Origin of the sequence: Hydrogenophaga electricum (assembly GCF_030160815.1) — a bacterium.
Taxonomy (GTDB): domain Bacteria; phylum Pseudomonadota; class Gammaproteobacteria; order Burkholderiales; family Burkholderiaceae_C; genus Hydrogenophaga; species Hydrogenophaga electricum.
The window spans coordinates 1-21204 of record NZ_BSPB01000033.1 but is presented as its reverse complement, the minus strand read 5'-3'; the positions used below and the strand labels follow the sequence as shown (position 1 = coordinate 21204).

Below are 21204 nucleotides of genomic sequence, written 5' to 3'. Positions count from 1 at the left end.
CGGATGTCAGATCCGGTGCGCCACGCTGGTCATGATCCGCGCCGCGAACCGCATGGCGCCCTTGATCGGGGCCGGAAGGGGCTTTGCCCCTGCGTGCTCAGCTTCGCGGGCGTGACGGGCTTCGTCACGCGCCATCTGGGCAACCACGGCCCGTGAGGCATGGTCGTTGATGGGCAACCGGTCCATATGACCGGCCAGGTGTGCTTCGACCTGGCGTTCGGTTTCCACCACGAAACCCAGGCTGACGCCCGGCCCCACGCGTCCAGCCAGCCAGCCTATGCCGAAAGCCCCTGCGTACCAGAGCGGGTTCAGCCGCGAGGGGTGGTCGTCGAGGTCGTCCAACCGTTGCGCGGTCCAGGCCAGGTGTTCGGTTTCTTCCCGTCCTGCGGCTTCCAGTTGCCGGGCCAAGGCCTCATTGGGGTGCCGGCCGGTACGTGCCGCGAGGGCTTGCGCGGTGTAAAGCGCTTGTGCGCAGACCTCTCCCACATGATTGACGCGCATCAGCGCACCGGAGAGGTGGCGGTCTTCAGGGCTCAGTGACTGGCGATGCTCTTCGGCGGTGGCCGGGGAGGGCTCCGTGCTTCTGGGTTGCACAAACAAGGTGCGCAAGGCCTGATCCGCTGCGGTGCACAGTGCATCGGAAATTGATTGCCGAGGGGGGACTTCGATGGTCATGGGCGAATTGTTCATGGATGAAAAAGGAATGAAGTTATTACCTTGATATTAAGTAATAACCCTAATAAATATCTATCGTCAGATTGGTGAAAACCCTAGTCTTTTCAAGCGCTTACGGAGTTCTGGTTGCTTTTGTTGTTGGATCGCTACAGGCGAGGGAATCGCTTTCTCGAATTCTTTGCATGGTGGTGAATGTTCTGGTGCAATGCACAGAACTTCCCACAACGGAGGTTGGTCCGGACCACAGATCTTGGCCCTTTCTTAACCTTGGAGATTTCCTCAATGAAAAAAACCCTGATCGCCCTGGCTGCCCTGGCTTCTACCGCTGCCATCGCCCAGTCCACCGTGACCCTGTACGGCAAGGCCAACGTGGGTCTGCGCAAGGAATCTGGCACCAGCACCACGATGCGTGGCGGTGCTGACGGTTCGGACAGCCGTTTCGGTCTGCGCGGCACCGAAGACCTGGGTGGTGGTCTGAAGGCCAACTTCGTCTTCGAATCCGGCCTGAATCCCGCTACCGGTGAATCCGATGCTGTCATGTTCCAGCGTTCGGCATGGGCTGGCCTGAGCGGCGGCTTCGGTGAACTGCGCCTGGGTCGCCAGTACACCGTGGGCTTCAACACCTCCATCGGTTACATGCCTTCCACCTACACCAGCGCTCAGATTCGTTCGGGCCTGGGTTTCAATGGCGTGGGCTCGCGTACCGATGCACAGATCCGCTACATCTCCCCGAACTTCGGTGGCGTGCAGGCTCACATCGCCACGCAACTGAAGGGTAACGCTGAAAACGCGCTGACCGAATTCGCCGTCACCTACGGCAATGGCCCGGTCAAGGCTGCTCTGTACACCAGCAAGACCAAGAACACCGATGGCAACAACGTGGCTCTGAACGGTAGCTACGACTTCGGTTCCTTCATGGTGGCTGCTGGCTATGTGGACAAGGCTGGCGACAACACCGGCAAGGGTGCCTGGATCCACCTGGGTTCCACCTTCGGTGCCTTCTCGCCCTACATCCAGTTCGCCAAGAACAACGACAACGATCAAGACACGATCGAAGTCGGTTCGCGCTATGCCCTGTCCAAGCGCACCGCTGCTTACTTCCACGTGAGCAACAACAGCGATGCTCCCAAGAAGAGCCTGCTGGCCATTGGTCTGGACCACAACTTCTGATTCTCCAGGCCAGGTATGACCTGGCTTGTGAAGTCGGCTCAAACCCCGCAGCCCAGGCTGCGGGGTTTTTTTGTGCGCCATGTTCGCAAGAGCGGGATGGGGCAGAGCGCCATCTCCCCGATGAAATGCACAAATTTGGTGCGTTCCGTGTGTTGTCTCATCAAGGCAACACTCTGCGAACTGTTGTGGTGATTTACAGGGAAAACCCTTGGGAAAGACGCTGCAGCCAGTACGATCACCCAGTGAGTTCAATCTCATCGGATTCGTACCCCCGGATCTGAAAATCAACTTGAAGGAACTTGTCATGAAAAAGTCTCTGATTGCTCTGGCTGTGCTGGCTGCCTCCGGCGCCGCCATGGCCCAGTCTTCCGTCACCCTCTACGGTATCGCTGACCTGGCCGTGGTCAAGGAAAAGGGCGAAAGCGCCACGATGGCTTCGGGCGGTGTGAACACCAGCCGTTGGGGCCTGAAGGGCTCTGAAGATCTGGGTGGCGGTCTGAAGGCCAACTTCACCTTCGAACAGGGCGTGGACCTGACCTCGGGCGCTGCCAGCGGTTTCAACCGCCAAGCCTGGGTGGGCCTGAGCGGTGGTTTCGGTGAAGTCAAGCTGGGCAAGACCTGGAACGCCTACGACGACATCGTCGGTGCGACCAGCCCCCTGTTCGACTCGGCCTACCTGACGACCAACAACTTCGCTCTGAGCTACGCTCTGGAAGCTGGTAACCCCAACAAGGGCGTCTACTACGCGACCCCCAGCTTCGGTGGCGTGAGCGGTGCCGTGAGCACCACCTTCAAGGAAGGTGATGACAACGCCCGCGTGAACGCCTTCCACGTCAAGTACGAAGGGGGTCCGGTGTTCGTCGGCTTCGCCTACGAACAACAGAAGTCCGATCTGGGCGACCTCAAGCTGTCCCGCCTGCAAGGTTCCTACGACCTGGGCGCCGCCAAGCTGCTGGCCTCTTATGGTCAGGTCAAGGACCTGAGCAAGGACTACACCCTGGGCGTGGATGTTCCCCTGTCTGCCGCTCTGACCCTGTCCGCAGGCTATACCCAGTCCAAGCTCGACGGCACCGACCTGAAGCCGGGCACCGTGGGCGTGGCTGCTCACTACGCGCTGTCCAAGCGCACCAGCGTCTACACCGGTTTCAACAAGGACAACAAGGATGCTGGCGACGGCAACCGCTTTGCCCTGGGCCTGAAGCACACCTTCTGATGACGGCTGCGGCCATTTGGCCGCTGTCTGATATCAAAAAAACCCCCGAGGGCTTTGGTCCTCGGGGGTTTTCTTTTGCCGCTGTAAGTTTTCAGGGTTTGGTTGTTTTCTCGCTCGGCTTGTTGGTAGACACCTTGGCAGTGCTTGCGGCTTCCGTGCCCTTGAAGGCTTGTCCATTCACGGTCAGGCCTTCGTCCGACAGCTTGGTGGCCCGTTTGGTTCCGATCCCCGGGACCCGCTGGATGAAGTCGGCCCAGTCCTTGAACTTGGCGCTTTTCCGCTGTTCGACAATTTTGGCCGAGGTGCTGGGGCCGATGCCTTTGATGCTGTCCAGATCGGCAAGGGCTGCGTCGTTGACATCAACGGCAGCGAGTGCGTTGAGTGAGACGGCCAGCGTCAGGGTTGATAGGATGCGTTTGAGCATGATTTCCTCCTTGTGTTGAAGATGCCTGGGGGGATTCCCATAAACGGTGTGTGACAGCGTGACCGTTGCACCAATCTTGCGGGGCTGGTTGGGCGGCGCGCATCCCCCATTTGGGGTAGTCTGGGCATACAAATCGATACACTGTGATATCCGTCGCGTTGTTTGCGTGGCCGGTCGATCAAAAAGAGGGGGCGTGAATGCGTGGATGGGCATGGGCGTTGTGGATGGCCTTGCTGGCAGGATGCGGTAGCTTGGCTGTCGAGGATGGGGCACAACCGGTGGGAACCGGTCAGGCCGTTTCAAGGGGCGAGGCTTCGAAGGCGCTTGCACAGCGCCTGTTGCAGACGCCGGCCTCGGTGCCCTGGGAGCCCTTTGTGCTGCCAGGCAAGACGTTTGTGCCATTCGAAGTCGCAGAGGTCGATGGGCGCCCTGCGCTTCAGGTTCAGGCGCAAGCATCGGTGAGCATCCTGCGTCAGCGTTTTAATGTCCCGCTTCAGCATCTGGGAGCGATGAAGTTTTCCTGGCGTGTCGATGGCTTGCCGCTGGATGCGCGGCTTTCCGAGGCAGACCGGGAAGATGCGCCGGTGCGCATTCTTTTGGCGTTCGATGGTGACAAGTCGCGGTGGTCTGCGCGGCAACACCGTCTTTCCGAGATGAGCCGCCTGCTGACAGGCGAGCCGCTGCCGTATGCAACCTTGATGTATGTGTGGAGCCCGCATGACGCGGTGGATACGGTGGTGGTGAATCCCCGATCGGACCGTGTGCGCAAGCTGGTGGTCGAGACCGGAGACGCGCGGGTGGGGCAATGGGTGGATTACCGGCGCGATGTGCGGGCGGACTTCATCCGGGTATTTGGCGAGGAGCCTGGTCCGTTGTTGGCCGTGGCTTTGATGACCGACACCGACAACACCCGCAGCCAGCTGACGGCGTGGTACGGGGCGCTTCGGTTGGAGTCCCCTTTGCCTTGAGCGTCCGTTTGCGGCGGATGGTGTGTCCGTGAGGCGCTGTGCGTTTGGGGTGATCAAGGTTCGGGTTACTCCCCTACGGAGAGTGGGAACGGATGTTGCATATTGCTTTGACCACGACTTGATTCAGGTGCCAACAATGAAACTTCGTCTGATTGTTTGGGTGGGCGCTTTGGCGCTGGTGTCCGGAGTGGCGCATGCCAAGACCTTCAAGTGGACCAGTGCCAGTGACATTCCGACCTGGGATATCCATTCCCAGAACAACGCCTTGGCCAACGGGGTGCATGCGTCGGTCTATGAGTCGCTCGTCTACTACAACAGCCGGACCTTCAAGCCGGAGCCTGTGCTTGCCACGGCCTGGAAGCAGCTCACGCCGACGCAGTTGCGCCTGACGCTGCGCAAGGGGGTCAAGTTTCATGATGGCGCCGATTTCACGGCGGATGACGCGGTGTTCTCGATCCAGCGGGCGATGGCCAAGACGTCGAACTTCGGTGTCTATGCCCAGGGCATCGACCGGGTGGTGAAGGTGGATGCGCACACCATCGACATCTTCACCAAAGACCCCAATCCGGTGCTGCTGAACCAGTTGACCGAATTGCGCATGATGAACAAGGCTTGGGCCGAAAAGAACCGCTCGGTCGAGCCCAAGGACATCAAGACCCAGGACGAGAATTTTGCCCACCGCAACGCCAATGGCACGGGACCCTTTGTGCTCAAGGAATGGCAGCCCGACCAGAAGCTGGTGCTGACCCGAAACCCGAGCTGGTGGGGCAAGGCCGACACCAATGTGACCGAAGTGGTGTACACCCCGGTCAAAGCCGTGGCGACGCGGATGGCGGCGTTGCTGTCGGGGGAAGTGGACTTCGTTTTGGATCCGAGCCCGCAAGACCTGCCGCGTGTGCGCCAGGACAGCAAGCTGAAGGTGATCGACGGCATTGAAAACCGCACCATCTTCTTCGGTATGGACCAATTCCGCGACGAACTTCCGGGCAGCAACATCAAGGGCAAAAACCCCCTGAAAGACCAGCGCGTGCGCAAGGCGCTGTACCAGGCCATCGACATCAACACCATCACGCGGGTGACCTTGCGAGGCTTGGGGCAGGCCACAGGGGCCCTGGTGGCGCCGCAGGTCAACGGCTGGACCGAAGGCGTGCACAAGCGCTATCCGTACGACGTCGCGGCTGCGCAGAAACTGCTGGCCGATGCAGGTTACAAGGACGGGTTCGAGGTCGACTTCGCCTGCCCGAACAACCGCTACATCAACGACGAAGCCATTTGCCAGGCGGTGGCCGCGATGTGGGCCAAGATCGGCGTGAAAGCCAAGCTTCGCACGCTGCCGCTGGTGACCTATTTCCCCATGATCCAGCGGTATGAGGCGAGCATCTACATGCTGGGCTGGGGCGTTCCCACCTTCGATGCGCTCTACAGCCTGCAGTCGCTGGTGCGCTCGGTGGGTGCGGGCGGCGACGGTAACTACAACGTGGGCCGTTACAGCAACCCGCAGATGGATGCGCTCGTGGAGCGTACCAAGAAGGAAACCGACCTGAAACTGCGCACGGAACTGCTGACCAAGGCGCTGCAGCTGCAGAACGACGATGTGGCGCACATCCCCTTGCACAACCAGGTGATTCCGTGGGCGATGAAGAAGAACATTGACGTCGTGCACCGCGCGGACAACCGGCTCGACTGGCGGCTGATCAAGGTCAACTGATTTCGCCAATGCCACCATGGGGGCCTCCGAAAGCGTCGGTCGCCCCCATTCCGTTTGGGTGACCGATGCTTGCATTCATTCTCCGCCGATGGGTCCAGGCCGTGATCGTCATGGTCAGTGTGGCCTTCATCGCCTTCATGCTGTTTCAGTACGTGGGCGACCCGGTGGTGTTCCTGCTGGGGCAGGACGCCACGCCCGAACAGGTCCGTGAACTGCGGTCGGCGCTGGGTCTTGACCAGCCCTTTTTCGTGCAGTTCTGGCATTTCCTGGTCAATGCGGCGCAAGGCGAGTTCGGCCTGAGCCTGCGTCAGGGGGCCAAGGTGTCGCGCCTGATTGCCGAGCGCTTTCCGGCCACCCTCGAACTGGCCCTGGTCGCGGCACTGCTTGCGCTGGTGGTGGGCATTCCGATGGGGGTTTACGCAGCGCTCAAGCGTGGCACCTTCATCAGCCAGGTGTTCATGACGATTTCGCTGCTGGGCGTTTCCTTACCGACCTTTCTGATCGGCATCTTGTTGATCCTGGTGTTTGCCGTGCAGCTGGGCTGGTTTCCGAGCTTCGGCCGCGGTGAGGTGGCAAACCTGGGCTGGTGGAGCACGGGGCTGCTCACAGCCAAAGGCTGGCACCACATCACTTTGCCGGCGATCACGCTGGCGATCTTCCAGCTCACGCTGATCATGCGGCTGGTGCGGGCCGAGATGCTGGAGGTGCTGCGCACCGACTACATCAAGTTCGCCCGCGCCCGCGGGCTGACCAACCGGGCCGTGCATTTCGGGCACGCGCTCAAGAACACGCTGGTGCCGGTGATGACCATCACGGGCTTGCAACTGGGGGGGCTGATCGCTTTTGCCATCATCACCGAGACGGTGTTCCAGTGGCCGGGCATGGGGCTGCTGTTCATTCAGGCCGTGACCTTTGCCGACATCCCGGTGATGGCGGCCTATCTGTGCCTGATTGCGCTGATCTTCGTGGTGATCAACCTCATCGTCGATCTGCTGTATTTCGTGGTCGATCCCCGGTTGCGTGTCGAGAAGGGTGGAGGGCATTGAGATGACCAAGCGGCCTGATCTGCGGCCGGTGTGCCCAGCATGGTGGCGATGCTGATGCCCCGCTACAAAGCCCACGGGCGTGCCTTTGCGCACATCACCGAGTTTCATCCGGCGCTGACGGCGCTGCGGCGGGAGTTGCATGCCCACCCCGAGCTGGGCTTCGAAGAGCATTTCACCGCTGCGCGGGTGGTGGAGTCGCTCAAGGTGTGTGGTGTTGATGAAGTGCACACCGGTCTGGGCAAGACCGGTGTGGTGGCGGTGATTCATGGCCGCCAGCGCAGCAGCGGGCGGATGCTCGGGCTCCGTGCCGACATGGACGCCTTGCCCATGAGCGAACAAAACGATTTCGCCTGGCGTTCCACACGGGCCGGCCTGATGCACGGCTGTGGCCATGACGGGCATGTGGCGATGCTGATCGGCGCCGCCCGCTATCTGGCCGAAACCCGCCACTTCGATGGCACGGCGGTGCTGATCTTCCAGCCGGGGGAGGAGGGCTTCGCTGGTGCCAAGGCGATGATTGAAGACGGGCTGTTCGAGCGCTTTCCGGTGCAGTCGATTTATGCCATGCACAACTGGCCGCAAATGCGACCGGGCACGGTGGGGATCAACCCGGGGCCGATGATGGCCTCGGCCGACCGCATCACCATCGACATCACCGGCAAGGGCGGGCACGGCGCGCACCCGTATGCGACGGTGGACCCGGTGCTCGTGGCGGCCCACATCATCACGGCGGTGCAGAGCATCGTGTCCCGCAATGTGCGGGCCATCGACAGCGCCGTGATCAGCTTGTGCGCCATGCAGGCAGGCGATCCGGGCGCTTTCAGTGTGATTCCGGGCACGGCGCGGCTGGTGGGGACCGTGCGCACCTTCAGCGCCGAGGTGCAGGCCATGGTTGAAAAGCGGCTGCACGAAGTGTGCTCCGGGGTGGCGCTGGGTCTGGGGGCGACCGCCCACCTGAGCTACGAACGCATCTACCCTGCCACCATCAACACGCGTGCGGAAGCCCGCTTCGCCACCGAGGTGGCGCAGAAGCTGGTGGGTCACGACCACGTGGACCGGCAGATGGACCCCAGCATGGGCGCGGAGGACTTTGCCTTCATGCTGCAGGTCAAGCCCGGCGCGTATCTGCGCCTGGGTCAGGGCGGTGAGGGTGGGTGCTTTCTGCACAACAGCCGCTACGATTTCAACGACGAGGTGCTGCCGCTGGGTGCTGCCTTGCACGCCGGTCTGGTCGAGCAAGGCCTGCCGCTGCCGGAGGCCGCCTGAGGGCAGATCATGGCTTTTCGAAAGGAGCGATCGATGAAGTTCTCTCTGACCTTGGTGGCCGGCCTGGTGCTGGCCATGGGCGTGGCAACCGCACAGGCCCAGACCGTGCGTATCGGCAACCAGGGCGATGCGCTGTCCATGGACCCGCATTCGCTCAACGAGTCGCTGCAACTGAGCGTGACGGGCAACGTCTACGAGGGGCTGGTGGGGCGCGACGCCAACCTGCAACTGGTGCCCCTGCTGGCCATGGCCTGGAAGCAGACCTCACCCACCATCTGGCGCTTCGAGTTGCGCAAAGGCGTGAAATTCCACGACGGCAAGCCCTTCACGGCCGACGACGTGCTGTTCAGCTTTGCCCGCGCGGCGGGCGATGGCTCGGACATGCGCAGCTACACCAACGACATCCAGGCGGTGCGCAAGGTCGGTGATCACGTGGTCGAGGTCGAAACCAAGGCCCCATTTCCCATCCTGCCCGACGTGCTTTCGCTCCTGTACATCATGAGCAAGACCTGGTCTGAGGACAACCAGGCGACGCGGCCGGTGGATCGGCGCAAGGGCATCGAGAACGCGGCGTCGTTCCGCGCCAATGGCACGGGCCCGTTTCGGCTGCGTGAGCGGCAGCCCAACGTCAAGACCAGCTTCGTGCGCAACGGCAGCTATTGGGGGCGCATCGAAGGCAATGTGGTCAACGTGGAGTACACCCCCATCGGCAGCGACGCCACCCGTGTGGCGGCGCTGCTGTCCGGTCAGGTGGACGTGATCGAGCCCGTGCCACTGCAAGATGTGGCGCGCATCAATGCCAGCGGCAAGTCCAGGGTGATGCAGGGGCCGGAGCTGCGGACCATCTTTCTGGGCATGGACCAGAAGCGCGACGAGCTGCTGTATTCGAGCGTGAAAGGCAAGAACCCGTTCAAGGACCGCCGCGTGCGCCAGGCCTTCTACCAGGCCATCGATATCCAGGGCATCCAGCGCACCGTCATGCGTGGCGCCTCGCGCCCGACGGCCCTGATGGTGGGGCCGGGCATCAACGGCTACGACGCCGCACTCGACAAGCGCCTTCCATACGACCCCGACGCCGCGCGCAAGTTGCTGGCCGATGCCGGCTACAAGGATGGCTTCGAGGTCACGATGAACTGCCCCAACGACCGGTACGTCAACGATGCGGCGATCTGCCAGGCGGTGGCCGCCAATCTGGCGCGGGTTGGGGTGAAGATCCATTTGCAGGCCGAGACCAAGGGCACCTACTTTCCCAAGATCCTGCGGCGCGACACCAGCTTCTACATGCTGGGCTGGACGCCGGGCACTTACGACGCACACAACCCCCTGAATGCGCTGATGCGCTGCGTGGATGACAAGGGCAGCGGCCAGTTCAACCTGGGCGCCTATTGCAACCCGAAGGTGGACGAGCTGACCCTGAAGATCCAGTCCGAAACCGACAAGGCTCGGCGCGACGCCATGATCCAGGAGGTCTTCAAGCTGCACGCCAACGACATCGGGCATCTGCCCCTGCACCAGCAGGCACTGGCCTGGGGTGTGGCCAGCAACGTGCAACTGGTGCAACTGGCCGACAACTTCATGCCCTTCCGTTTCATGTCGGTGAAATGACCGAGGGCTGCCGGTAGGCAGGCCCTCCGTTTTGTCCGCGATTTTTTCCACCCACGAAGCCTGTGATCAACACCCTGCGCCGTTGGCTCGACAGCGATGTCGGCCACAGCTTCCGCTCTTCCCCGACCGCCGTGTTCGCGGCGCTGATCGCTCTGGTCTGCGCGCTGGGCGCCGTGTTCGCGCCATGGCTGGCGCCGCACAACCCTTTTGACCTGGCCACGCTGGAGCTGTCCAATGCTCGTCTGCCGCCGGCATGGAGCGAGGGCGGCACCTGGTCGTTTCCGTTCGGCACCGACGATCAGGGCCGCGACATCCTCTCGGCGCTGATGTATGGCGCACGCATTTCGTTGGCGGTGGGGCTGGCGTCGGTGGTCCTGTCCGTGGTGATCGGGGTGTCCTTCGGGTTGCTGGCCGGTTTTCTGGGGGGCTGGGTCGACAGCTTCCTCATGCGTCTGTGCGACGTGATGCTGTCCTTTCCCGCGATCCTGGTGGCCTTGCTGATCGCCGGCGTGGGGCGGGCGCTGTTTCCCCATGCGCACGACACGCTGGCCTTCGGGGTGCTGATCCTGTCCATCACGCTCACGGGCTGGGTGCAGTACGCGCGCACGGTGCGCGGCTCGACGCTGGTCGAGCGCAGCAAGGAATATGTGCAGGCCGCGCGCGTGACCGGCGTGGCGCCGCTGCGCATCATGCGGCGCCACGTGCTGCCCAATGTGCTGGGGCCGGTGCTGGTGCTGGCCACCATCCAGGTGGCCACCGCCATCATCACCGAGGCCACGCTGTCGTTCCTGGGTGTGGGGGCGCCGCCGACTTCACCCTCGCTGGGCACGCTGATCCGCATCGGCAACGACTACCTGTTCTCCGGCGAATGGTGGATCACCATCTTCCCCGGGGTGATGCTGGTGCTGATCGCGCTGTCCGTGAACCTGCTGGGCGACTGGCTGCGCGACGCCCTGAATCCCAAACTCCGCTGACCCGATGAGCCTGCTGCAAGTCAAGAACCTTGTCGTCGAGTTTCCGCACCGGCGCGGCACGCTGCGCGCGCTGGACGACATCTCTTTCGACATCGCGCCCGGTGAGATCCTGGGCGTGGTGGGCGAGTCCGGCGCCGGCAAGTCGCTCACCGGGGCGGCCATCATCGGTTTGCTGGAGCCCCCCGGTCGCGTGGCCTCGGGCCAGATCCTGCTGGAGGGGCGGCGCATCGACAACCTGCCGCCCGAGCCCATGCGCAAGATTCGGGGGCGCCAGATCGGTGCCATCTTCCAAGACCCGCTGACCTCGCTCAACCCCTTGTATTCGGTGGGGCGGCAGCTCATCGAAACCATCACCACCCACCTGCCCGTGAGCCCGGCCGAGGCGCGCCAGCGCGCCATCCAGTTGCTCCGCGACACCGGCATTCCAGCGGCCGAACAGCGCATCGACCACTTTCCGCACCAGTTCTCGGGCGGCATGCGCCAGCGTGTGGTGATTGCCCTGGCGCTGGCGGCCGAGCCGCGCCTGATCGTGGCCGACGAGCCCACCACCGCGCTGGATGTGTCGATCCAGGCGCAGATCATCACCTTGCTCAAAACCGTCTGCAAGGAGCGGGGTGCGGCCGTCATGCTGATCACGCACGACATGGGCGTGATCGCCGAAACCTGCGACCGCGTGGCGGTGATGTACGCCGGCCGGATCGCGGAAATCGGCCCGGTGCACCAGGTGATCAACCAGCCGGCCCACCCGTACACCAAGGGCCTGATGGCCTGCATTCCCGACATGGAGGCCGACCGCGAACGCCTGCACCAGATCGATGGCGCGATGCCGCGCCTCAATGCCATTCCGCCCGGTTGTGCCTACAACCCACGCTGCGATCGCCGCTTCGATCGCTGCCACGCGCAGCGCCCCGAGCTGATGGCCGCGGGCGCCACGCGCGCGGCCTGCTGGCTGCACGACGCGGCCAGCGTGCAGGCGGTGGGAGAGGCCGCATGAGCACCTCGACACCGCTGGTGCAGGCAACCGACCTGGCCAAGACCTTCGATGTGTCGGCGCCCTGGCTCAACCGTGTGCTCGAACGCCAGCCGCGCCAGTGGCTGCGGGCGGTCGACGGGGTAAGCTTCGACATTCCCAAAGGCCAGACACTGGCGCTGGTGGGCGAGTCGGGCTGCGGCAAAAGCACCGTGGCGCGCCTGCTTGTGGGCCTGTACGAACCCACGCGGGGCGGCTTCATTTTCGACGGGCAGGACGCACACGCGGCCTTCAAGACGCCGCAGGGGCGCCAGTTGCGCAAGCGCATCCAGATGATTTTCCAGGACCCCTATGCCAGCCTCAACCCCCGCTGGCGGGTGGAAGACATCATTGCCGAGCCGTTGCGCGAACACGGGGTGCTCAGCGATGCCGTGGCGCTGCGTCAGCGGGTCGAGGAATTGCTGCATTCCGTCGGCCTGTCGGCGCAGGACCGGGCGAAGTACCCGCACCAGTTTTCGGGCGGGCAACGCCAGCGCATCTCCATCGCACGCGCACTGGCCACGCAGCCGGAGTTCCTGGTCTGCGACGAGCCGACTTCGGCGCTGGACGTGTCGGTGCAGGCGCAGGTGCTCAACATCATGAAAGACCTGCAGCGCCAGCAGGGGCTGACCTACCTGTTCATCAGCCACAACCTCGCGGTGGTGCGGCATGTGAGCGATCAGGTGGGCGTGATGTATCTGGGGCGCCTGGTCGAGCTGGCCGACAAGCAGACCCTGTTCAGCCAGCCACGCCACCCCTACACGCGCATGCTGCTGGACGCGATCCCGAAGATGCACGACACCGGTCAGGCGCGCACGCCGGTGCAGGGCGAGGTACCCAACCCGCTGAATCCGCCACCCGGCTGCGCGTTCAACCCGCGTTGCCCGCATGTGAACGAGCGCTGCCGCGTGGAGCGTCCTTCGTTGCAGACCATCGGCGGTGTGCGCATCGCGTGTCACGCGGTCGAGGAAGGCCGGATCTGACGGGGCTTCCAGCGCTCAGCCGGGTGGGCGTTGGCGCGGACGACGGGCACTCCCCTCCGCGAATGTCCCCCGGCCCGCTGCGCGGGCCTCCTCCTTTATTTCGCTGCGGGGAGCGCCCGTCGTCCTCTGGTGTGGGCGGCGCGCGGGCTCCCAGTCAAGAGATGCCGTGGAACCGGCTCTGCCGGGCCACATGCATCGTCCCCCTCTGGGGGAAGACGCGAAGCGGCGCAGGGGTCCGCATAAGCTGTGCGCAACGCGCACGCTTATGCGTACCTTTTACTCCTCAGGTTGTTCTTCATTTCCTTGAGCAGCGGCTGCAGCTTGGTACCCCCGATGCGCAGCGCCAGGCAGGTGGCCATCACGTCGATGATCATCAGGTGCATCAGGCGCGAGGTCATGGGGCTGTAGCGGTCGTAGCCCTCGGGGTGGTCGGCCGCGAGGTGGATGTGGCCGGCGGCGGCCAGCGGCGAGCCGCTGGCGGTGACCGTGATGACGGTGGCGCCGTGCTTGCGCGCGATGTCGGCCGCATCCATCAGGTCGCGCGTGCGGCCCGAGTTGGAGATGATCACCACGCAGTCGCCCGGGCCCAGCAGCGAGGCGCTCATCACCTGCATGTGGCCGTCGCTGTAGGCGATGGCGTTGATGCCCAGGCGGAAGAATTTGTGCTGGGCGTCCTGGGCCACGATGCCCGAGTTGCCGGCGCCGAAGAATTCGATGCGGCCGCGCTTGCGGTAGGTGTCCATCAGGGCATCGACCGCTTTTTCGATGGCGTGCGTGGACGCGTCGTTGCGGTACTTCAGGAAGGCGGCCACGGTGTTGTCGATCACCTTGACCATCACGTCGCTGACCTTGTCGTCCACGTCCACGCTGCGGTGGATGAAGGGCACGCCTTCGCTGACATTGCCTGCCAGTTTGAGCTTGAAGTCCGACAGGCCGTCATAGCCCATGCTGCGGCAAAAGCGCACCACGGTGGGTTTGCTCACATGGGCGCGATCGGCCAGCTCGGCCACCGGCAGGCTGGCAAAGCTGCGCGGATCGGCCAGAACGAGCTTGCCCACGCGCTGTTCGGCGGGGGCCAGGGAGGGCAGCGAGGCTTTGATGCGATCCAGCATGGCGGCGACAAAGGCGGAGAGTTACATGAAATGGTGAAACCGAATTACACCCGATAATGACCGCATGAACCAGCTCGATGCCCTCAAACAGTTCACCACCGTGGTCGCCGACACGGGCGACTTCCGTCAGATCGCGGCCTACGCCCCGCGCGACGCGACGACCAACCCGTCGCTGGTGCTCAAGGCGGTGCAAAAGCCCGAATACGCGCACCTGCTGCAGGAAACCGTGGCCCGTTACGGGTCGCAGGGGCTGGACGAGACCATGAACCGCCTGCTGGTGCGTTTTGGCATCGAGATCCTGCAGCACATTCCCGGGCGCGTCTCGACCGAAGTGGACGCGCGCCTGAGTTTCGACACCGAGGCCACGGTCTCGCGCGCGCGCCGCATCATCGACCTGTACCAGGGCGAGGGCGTGCACGTGGACCGCATCCTGATCAAGATCGCCTCGACCTGGGAAGGCATCCAGGCGGCGGCGCGGCTGGAGCGCGACGGCATCCACACCAACCTCACGCTGCTGTTCAGCTTCTGCCAGGCGGTGGCCTGCGGACAGGCCAAGGTGCAGCTGATCTCGCCCTTCGTCGGCCGCATCTACGACTGGTACAAGAAGCAGGCTGGCGCTGCCTGGGACGAGGCCGCCATGGCGGGTGCCAACGATCCCGGCGTGCAGTCGGTGCGCAACATCTTCAATTTCTACAAGAAGCACGGCATCGCCACCGAGGTCATGGGCGCGAGCTTCCGCAACGTGGGCCAGATCACCGCGCTGGCTGGGTGCGACCTGCTGACCATCAGTCCGGACCTGCTGGCCCAACTGGCGGCCACGGAGGCCCCGTTGTCGCCGGCCCTCGACGCCGAGGCGGCGCGGTCGCTGGACACGCCGTTCGTGACCTACGACGAAGCCGGCTTCCGCTACGCGCTCAACGAGGACGCGATGGCGACCGAAAAACTGGCCGAAGGCATTCGCGCCTTTGCCGCCGACACCTTCAAGCTCGAAGCCCTGATGAAGGCGGCCTGAGTCCGCCGTTCACCGCGTTGGCGCCGCAGGCTGCTTGCGCGCCACCAGACAGTGGCGCTTCGGGGGCAGCCCGTCGCGCTTGACCACGGAGAAGCCGGCCGCCGTGAGGGCCCGCCGCACCGAACCGGCCACGCACCAGGTGGCCAGCGCCGCACCCGGCCGGGCCAGCCGGCCCACCGACTGCATCAAAGCGGCTGACCACATGGCGGGGTTGAGCGGAGGGTCGAAGCCGTCGAGAAACACCGAGTTCACGCCAGGCTCCATGGCCTGCAGCGCGGGCAGGGCGTCGCCTTCGCGCAGCCGCAGGCGAACCGCGCCACCGGCATCGAGTCGCAGCTCACCCCGCTGGCGCAAGCGGGTCCAGCCGGTCGCCAGTGCCTCCGCCAGCGCGTGCAGGTCGGGAAAAGGGCGGGCTGCGCGACGCAGATCGTCGGCCGTGGGCACAAAGGCTTCGGTGGCGTCGTAAATCAGCGTCGCGGGCCGTTGCGGATCGCGTTGCCAGAGCTGCCAGGTGGCGAGGAAGTTCAGGCCCAGGCCGAAGCCGTTTTCGAGCACGCGCCACTGTGCGGCGCCGCACCAGGCCATGCCCGCCTGCGGGGCGCCATCTGCCGCGCACAAGCCGCAGCCGGCCAGGAACACGTAGCGGGCCTGCGCCAGTCCCCCCAGGCCGTCGATGCCTTCATTGCGGTAGCGGTCCCCGAAGCGGACGCTGACCGGGGCGCCCTGCGCGTCCCAGGCGACGGGCGAATCGGCGGCCGGGGGTTGAAGGGCGACGGGTTTCATGGCTTCTGCGGGCGGGTTCTGGGGGGATCCCCAAAAAGAAACCCCGCGAGGATATCGCGGGGTTTCGAGGCAGGCATCGGGGCGGGGCGCCCCGATGTGCAGTCGGGCAATTACATGCCCATGCCGCCCATGCCACCCATGTCGGGCATGGCCGGTGCCGGGGAGTCGTCCTTCGGTGCTTCGGCGACCATGCACTCGGTCGTCAGCATCAGCGAAGCCACGGAAGCGGCGTTCAGCAGGGCGGTGCGGGTCACCTTGGTCGGGTCCAGGATACCCATTTCGATCATGTCGCCATAGGTGTCGTTGGCGGCGTTGAAACCGAAATTGCCCTTGCCTTCCAGCACCTTGTTGATCACGACCGAGGGTTCGCCACCGGCGTTGCCCACGATTTCGCGCAGGGGAGCTTCGATGGCCTTCAGGACCAGCTTGATGCCGGCGTCCTGGTCGGGGTTGTCACCCTTGATGGCGCCAGCGGATTGCTTGGCGCGCAGCAGGGCCACGCCACCACCGGCCACGATGCCTTCTTCCACCGCAGCGCGGGTGGCGTGCAGGGCGTCTTCCACGCGGGCCTTCTTTTCCTTCATCTCGACTTCGGTGGCGGCGCCGACCTTGATGACGGCCACACCGCCGGCCAGCTTGGCCACGCGCTCTTGCAGCTTTTCGCGGTCGTAGTCGCTGGTGGCTTCTTCGATCTGGATGCGGATTTGCTTGACGCGGGCTTCGATGTCAGCGGCAGCGCCGTTGCCGTCGATGATGGTGGTGTTTTCCTTGCCCACTTCGATGCGCTTGGCCTGGCCCAGGTCGGCCAGGGTCACCTTTTCCAGGGTCAGGCCGACTTCTTCGGCGATGACCTTGCCGCCCGTCAGGATGGCGATGTCTTCCAGCATGGCCTTGCGGCGGTCGCCAAAGCCAGGGGCCTTGACGGCGACAACCTTCAGGATGCCGCGGATGGTGTTGACCACCAGGGTCGCCAGGGCTTCGCCTTCGACGTCTTCGGCAATGATCAGCAGCGGACGGCCGGCCTTGGCCACGGCTTCCAGCGTGGGCAGCAGGTCACGGATGTTGCTGATCTTCTTGTCGAACAGCAGGACGAAGGGGTTGTCCAGCAGGGCGGCCTGCTTTTCGGGGTTGTTGATGAAGTAGGGCGACAGGTAACCGCGGTCGAACTGCATGCCTTCCACGACATCCAGCTCGTTGCTCAGGCTCTTGCCGTCTTCGACGGTGATCACGCCTTCCTTGCCGACCTTGTCCATCGCGTTGGCGATGATTTCGCCGATGGAGGCATCGCTGTTGGCGGAGATGGAGCCGACTTGCGCGATTTCCTTGGAGGTGGTGGTGGGCTTGGAGGCCTTCTTCAGCTCGGCGATCAGGGATTCGACAGCCCGGTCGATACCGCGCTTCAGATCCATCGGGTTCATGCCGGCGGCCACGTACTTCATGCCTTCGCGCACGATGGCCTGGGCCAGCACGGTGGCGGTGGTGGTGCCGTCACCGGCGTTGTCAGAGGTCTTGGAAGCGACTTCCTTGACCATCTGGGCGCCCATGTTCTGGAGCTTGTCCTTGAGTTCGATTTCCTTGGCCACGGACACACCGTCCTTGGTCACGGTGGGGGCGCCGAAGGAGCGCTCCAGCACCACGTTGCGGCCCTTGGGACCCAGGGTGGTCTTGACCGCGTTGGCCAGGATGTTCACGCCTTCGACCATGCGGGCGCGGGCTTCACCGCCGAAAACGACGTCTTTTGCTGCCATGTTGATTTCTCCGGATTCAGTAAATGGGGATGGATGAGGGAAGGTTTACTTCTCGACGACGGCGAACAGGTCGTCTTCCTTCATGACCAGCAGTTCATCGCCATCGACCTTGACGGTCTGGCCGCTGTACTTGCCGAACAGCACACGGTCGCCCACCTTCACGCTCAGGGCCTTGGTTTCGCCCTTGTCGTTGGTCTTGCCAGGTCCGACTGCCAGCACTTCGCCTTGATCGGGCTTCTCGGCAGCGGCGTCAGGGATGACGATGCCGGAGGCGGTCTTGGTTTCGCTGTCAATGCGCTTGACGATCACGCGATCGCCGAGAGGACGAAGGTTCATTGCATCTCCTGAAAGGATAGAGAAGGGTTGTTATGCCGACGGAAGGCACCGCGGACCGGTGCCTCTTCGTGACTGGGAGCGGGTGTTAGCACTCAACTCCAGCGAGTGCTAATCATAAGGGTGGTCTGCGGCGTTTTCAAGGGCGGGCGCCGCGATTCTTTTGAGGCCCGCATCCGGGCGGGTCTGGCACGGGTGGGCGTGACCGGCATCGGCGCCATCGTGCCAGTGCTGGACTGCCAGAACTGACATATTTGGCAGTTTTGGGGCGGAGGTCGCCAGCCGTGTTTCCGCACCGGCTGGACCGGGCGTTGATTTCCCTCAGGATTTTCCAGCGTTGCCGACTGGCATATTTTTTGGAAAAGAAGCGGTGTTTCAGGAGAACCGCCATGACACACGCCGCTTTGCCTCTGCCACCCGTTTTGCCCGATGCCGAGCGCCGGACCTGGCTTCTGACCACTGGCGCTATGGGCGTGGCGGCCACCGCCGCCGTGGCCGTCCCGCTGGTGTCCAGCCTCGCACCCAGCGAGCGTGCCAAAGCCCAGGGCGCGAGCGTGGAGGTGGACATCAGCGGCCTGGCGCCGGGTGAGATGGCCACAGTCGAATGGCGTGGCAAGCCAGTGTGGATTTTGCGGCGCACGCCCGAGATGCTCGCCGCGCTGGAGCGCACGGCCGATCTGGCCGATCCGGCGTCGAAGAAGGACCAGCAACCGGCCTACGCCACCAACACGGCCCGTTCGATCCAGCCCGAGGTGTTCGTGGCCGTGGGGATCTGCACGCACCTGGGGTGCTCGCCGGTGACGCTGCCGGCGGGAACCGCCAACCCCAGCGTGCCGGCCGACTGGCAGGGCGGCTTTTTCTGCCCGTGCCACGGCTCGACTTTTGACTTCGCGGGGCGGGTGTTCAAGAACAAGCCCGCGCCAACCAACCTGGAGGTGCCGCCGCACCGCTTCCTGGCGGACAACCGGCTGCTGATCGGTGAAGACGGCAGCGGCGCGGGGTGACACCCGCGCACAGGCAGTGCATGATGCCCGGACAGGACGGTCTTGTCCGGTCCGGGCAAGGTCTCTCATAAAAATCGCCACGAACCCATGAATACCTTGAGCAACGCGCCCACGACCGGCCACGGGGCCGATGAGCCCGATGAGGTCGAGATCTCCCTGTACGAGTCGCGCAAGAAAATCCAGCCCCGAGCGGTCAGCGGTACGTTCGCCAACTGGCGCTGGGCGCTGGTGTGGCTGACCCAGATCCTGTTCTACGGATTGCCCTGGCTCAACTGGAACGGTCGGCAGGCGGTGCTGTTCGACCTGCTGTCGCGCCGCTTTTACCTGGGCGGGCTGGTGCTGTACCCGCAGGACTTCATCTACCTCACCGGTCTGCTGGTGATGTCGGCGCTGTCGCTGTTCCTGTTCACGGCGGTGGCCGGGCGCCTGTGGTGCGGTTACGCCTGCCCGCAGACGGTCTACACCGAGATCTTCATGTGGATCGAGCGCAAGATCGAGGGCGACCGTGCCGCCCGCATCCGGCTCGACAACGCCCCCCTGTCGGCGGGCAAGTTCGCGCGCCGCGCGGGCAAGCATGGCGCCTGGATTCTGTTCGCGCTGTGGACGGGTTTCACCTTCGTGGGTTATTTCACGCCCATCCGCGCGCTGGGCATGGAGGTGCTTGCCGGGGCCCTGGGCCCGTGGCAGACCTTCTGGATCTTCTTCTACAGCTTTGCCACCTACGGCTTCGCCGGCATCATGCGCGAACAGGTCTGCAAGTACATGTGTCCCTATGCGCGTTTCCAGAGCGCCATGTTCGACAAGGACACGCTCATCGTCACCTATGACACGGCCCGGGGCGAGCCCCGTGGTTCGCGCGGCAAGAAGGTCGATCCGAAGGAGAAAGGGCTGGGGGCCTGCGTGGACTGCACTTTGTGCGTGCAGGTCTGCCCGACCGGCATCGACATCCGCAAGGGCCTGCAGTACGAGTGCATCGGCTGCGGCGCCTGTGCCGATGTGTGCGACGAGGTGATGGACAAGTTCGGCTACGAGCGCGGGCTGGTCAAGTACTCGACCGAAAACGCCATGACCGGTGGCTGGAGCAAGGCGCAGATCATCCGCCGCGCGCTGCGCCCGCGGGTGCTCGTCTACGCGGCCGTGCTGGCCACGATCGCCGTGGCGGTGGGGGTGAGCCTGTACCTGCGCGTGCCGATGAAGGTGGACGTGATCCGCGACCGCGGCGCGCTGGCGCGCATGGTCGAATTCGGGCGCATCGAAAACGTCTACCGCCTGCAGGTGATGAACGCCACCGAAACCGAGCAGCAGGTGCATCTCACGGTCGAAGGCCTGGAAGGCATCACCCTCGCATCCGAACCCCAGGTGAGCGTGTTGCCGACCGAGGTCCGCACCCTGGCCGTGCGTGTGCAGGTGCCGCCCGACATCGACAGCGGCTCGCACCCCATCCTGTTCCGCCTGCAGTCGCAGAACGACCCGGCCATCCACCTCGAAGAAAAGACCACCTTCCTGGTGCCCCGCTGAGCCCCGACGGGGCCGGGTCCGGCGCCCTGAACGGGATGGGATCTCGAACAAAATACTGTACATAAAAACAGTATTTGGCCTATCATCTGGGCACCATGCCATGCCCTTCTTACCGGCGGGAGACGCCCGAGTCTGCCGCCGTTTCTGTCTCTGAGCGCCCGTCTCCGGTGGCCGACCTCTGCGACCGGCTGGCCCCGGCCGTGGCGCAGACGCTCTGGCGCGGCGACCAGTTGGGCCGCGCCGCGGGCTTGTCCGTGCGGGCCAGCGGATTCGCGGCGCTGGACGCGGAACTGCCCGGTGGCGGCTGGCCCTGCCAGGGCGTGACCGAACTGCTGTGCGCGCAGGCCGGCACGCTGGAATGGCGCCTGCTGGCGCCTCTGTGGCGCCGTCTTTCGGTGGACGGGCTGCCGTTGGTGCTGGTCGCGCCGCCGCATCGCCCGCACGCGCCGGGCTTGCGCGCCCTGGGGCTGGATGAACGGCAATGGGTCTGGATCGACGCCGAGGCCTCGGCCCAGCGCCTGTGGGCGCTGGAGCAATTGCTGCGTTCGCGCGCGTGCGGCGCCGTGCTGGCCTGGCTGCCCCAGGTGCGCGCAGCCCAGGTGCGGCGCCTGCAGGTGCTGGCTGCCGGCGCGCGCGGGCCGGTGTTTCTGTGC

Annotated in this window: 20 protein-coding genes; 14 read left to right on the top strand and 6 right to left on the bottom strand. The window is 64.3% G+C overall.

The window, feature by feature from the left end; genetic code table 11:
- Positions 1-6: 6 nt before the first annotated feature.
- Positions 7-675, bottom strand: a complete 669-nt coding sequence (gene coq7 / locus QQK43_RS16385; RefSeq protein ID WP_284308593.1) for a 2-polyprenyl-3-methyl-6-methoxy-1,4-benzoquinone monooxygenase — start codon at positions 673-675, stop codon at positions 7-9.
- Positions 676-957: 282 nt separating this feature from the next.
- On the opposite strand from coq7, the gene QQK43_RS16380 reads away from it, so the two are divergent.
- Both QQK43_RS16380 and QQK43_RS16375 read left to right on the top strand, forming a co-directional pair.
- A complete protein-coding gene (locus QQK43_RS16380) occupies positions 958-1845 on the top strand; it encodes a porin (RefSeq protein WP_234265286.1) in 888 nt (295 codons plus the stop codon).
- A gap of 304 nt (positions 1846-2149) precedes the next feature.
- On the top strand, positions 2150-3058 hold the full coding sequence (locus QQK43_RS16375) for a porin (protein WP_284308590.1): 909 nt from the start codon (positions 2150-2152) through the stop codon (positions 3056-3058).
- 91 nt (positions 3059-3149) lie between these two features.
- Here QQK43_RS16375 and QQK43_RS16370 read toward each other — a convergent pair whose 3' ends face one another.
- The gene (locus QQK43_RS16370) at positions 3150-3482 is read right to left on the bottom strand and encodes a ComEA family DNA-binding protein (RefSeq protein WP_284308589.1); all 333 of its coding nucleotides are present in this window, start codon (positions 3480-3482) and stop codon (positions 3150-3152) included.
- 251 nt (positions 3483-3733) lie between these two features.
- Between QQK43_RS16370 and QQK43_RS16365 the strand changes: the two genes are divergently transcribed.
- The 8 genes from QQK43_RS16365 (at position 3734) to QQK43_RS16330 (ending at position 13041) form a co-directional block, all read left to right on the top strand.
- On the top strand, positions 3734-4450 hold the full coding sequence (locus QQK43_RS16365; RefSeq protein ID WP_284308588.1) for a DUF3047 domain-containing protein: 717 nt from the start codon (positions 3734-3736) through the stop codon (positions 4448-4450).
- Between the two features lie 136 nt (positions 4451-4586).
- Complete coding sequence (locus QQK43_RS16360) at positions 4587-6158, top strand: ABC transporter substrate-binding protein (protein WP_234265282.1); 1572 nt, start codon at positions 4587-4589, stop codon at positions 6156-6158.
- A 65-nt stretch (positions 6159-6223) separates the two neighbouring features.
- Positions 6224-7204 (top strand): ABC transporter permease, encoded by a 981-nt coding sequence (locus QQK43_RS16355; RefSeq protein WP_284308587.1) that lies wholly within the window; start codon positions 6224-6226, stop codon positions 7202-7204.
- 54 nt (positions 7205-7258) lie between these two features.
- The gene (locus QQK43_RS16350) at positions 7259-8470 is read left to right on the top strand and encodes a M20 aminoacylase family protein (RefSeq protein WP_370465298.1); all 1212 of its coding nucleotides are present in this window, start codon (positions 7259-7261) and stop codon (positions 8468-8470) included.
- A 33-nt stretch (positions 8471-8503) separates the two neighbouring features.
- A complete protein-coding gene (locus QQK43_RS16345; RefSeq protein ID WP_284308585.1) occupies positions 8504-10075 on the top strand; it encodes an ABC transporter substrate-binding protein in 1572 nt (523 codons plus the stop codon).
- 62 nt (positions 10076-10137) lie between these two features.
- A complete protein-coding gene (locus QQK43_RS16340) occupies positions 10138-11049 on the top strand; it encodes an ABC transporter permease (protein WP_234265278.1) in 912 nt (303 codons plus the stop codon).
- A gap of 4 nt (positions 11050-11053) precedes the next feature.
- Positions 11054-12043, top strand: a complete 990-nt coding sequence (locus QQK43_RS16335; RefSeq protein WP_234265277.1) for an ABC transporter ATP-binding protein — start codon at positions 11054-11056, stop codon at positions 12041-12043.
- The gene (locus QQK43_RS16330; protein WP_234265276.1) at positions 12040-13041 is read left to right on the top strand and encodes an ABC transporter ATP-binding protein; all 1002 of its coding nucleotides are present in this window, start codon (positions 12040-12042) and stop codon (positions 13039-13041) included. The genes QQK43_RS16335 and QQK43_RS16330 overlap by 4 nt, the downstream gene beginning before the upstream one ends.
- Positions 13042-13304: 263 nt before the next feature.
- On the opposite strand, the gene QQK43_RS16325 is transcribed toward QQK43_RS16330, so the two are convergent.
- On the bottom strand, positions 13305-14153 hold the full coding sequence (locus QQK43_RS16325) for a MurR/RpiR family transcriptional regulator (protein WP_234265275.1): 849 nt from the start codon (positions 14151-14153) through the stop codon (positions 13305-13307).
- Positions 14154-14217: 64 nt separating this feature from the next.
- Between QQK43_RS16325 and tal the strand changes: the two genes are divergently transcribed.
- Positions 14218-15165 carry a transaldolase gene (gene tal, locus QQK43_RS16320; protein ID WP_234265274.1) on the top strand — a complete coding sequence of 316 codons (948 nt, stop codon included), beginning with the start codon at positions 14218-14220 and terminating at the stop codon, positions 15163-15165.
- A gap of 9 nt (positions 15166-15174) precedes the next feature.
- Here tal and mnmC2 read toward each other — a convergent pair whose 3' ends face one another.
- From mnmC2 to groES, 3 genes are all read right to left on the bottom strand, one after another.
- Positions 15175-15948 (bottom strand): tRNA (5-methylaminomethyl-2-thiouridine)(34)-methyltransferase MnmC2, encoded by a 774-nt coding sequence (gene mnmC2, locus QQK43_RS16315; RefSeq protein ID WP_284308584.1) that lies wholly within the window; start codon positions 15946-15948, stop codon positions 15175-15177.
- 110 nt (positions 15949-16058) lie between these two features.
- The gene (gene groL / locus QQK43_RS16310; RefSeq protein WP_234265272.1) at positions 16059-17696 is read right to left on the bottom strand and encodes a chaperonin GroEL; all 1638 of its coding nucleotides are present in this window, start codon (positions 17694-17696) and stop codon (positions 16059-16061) included.
- 45 nt (positions 17697-17741) lie between these two features.
- Positions 17742-18032 (bottom strand): co-chaperone GroES, encoded by a 291-nt coding sequence (gene groES / locus QQK43_RS16305; protein WP_234265271.1) that lies wholly within the window; start codon positions 18030-18032, stop codon positions 17742-17744.
- A gap of 386 nt (positions 18033-18418) precedes the next feature.
- Between groES and petA the strand changes: the two genes are divergently transcribed.
- The 3 genes from petA to imuA all read left to right on the top strand — a co-directional run.
- Positions 18419-19033: a ubiquinol-cytochrome c reductase iron-sulfur subunit gene (gene petA / locus QQK43_RS16300; protein ID WP_234265270.1), complete on the top strand. Its 615-nt coding sequence runs from the start codon at positions 18419-18421 to the stop codon at positions 19031-19033.
- A gap of 87 nt (positions 19034-19120) precedes the next feature.
- Positions 19121-20551: a cytochrome c oxidase accessory protein CcoG gene (gene ccoG, locus QQK43_RS16295; RefSeq protein ID WP_284308583.1), complete on the top strand. Its 1431-nt coding sequence runs from the start codon at positions 19121-19123 to the stop codon at positions 20549-20551.
- Positions 20552-20646: 95 nt separating this feature from the next.
- Positions 20647-21204, top strand: a 558-nt coding sequence (imuA, locus tag QQK43_RS16290) for a translesion DNA synthesis-associated protein ImuA (protein ID WP_284308582.1), incomplete at its 3' end; no start/stop codon positions are given.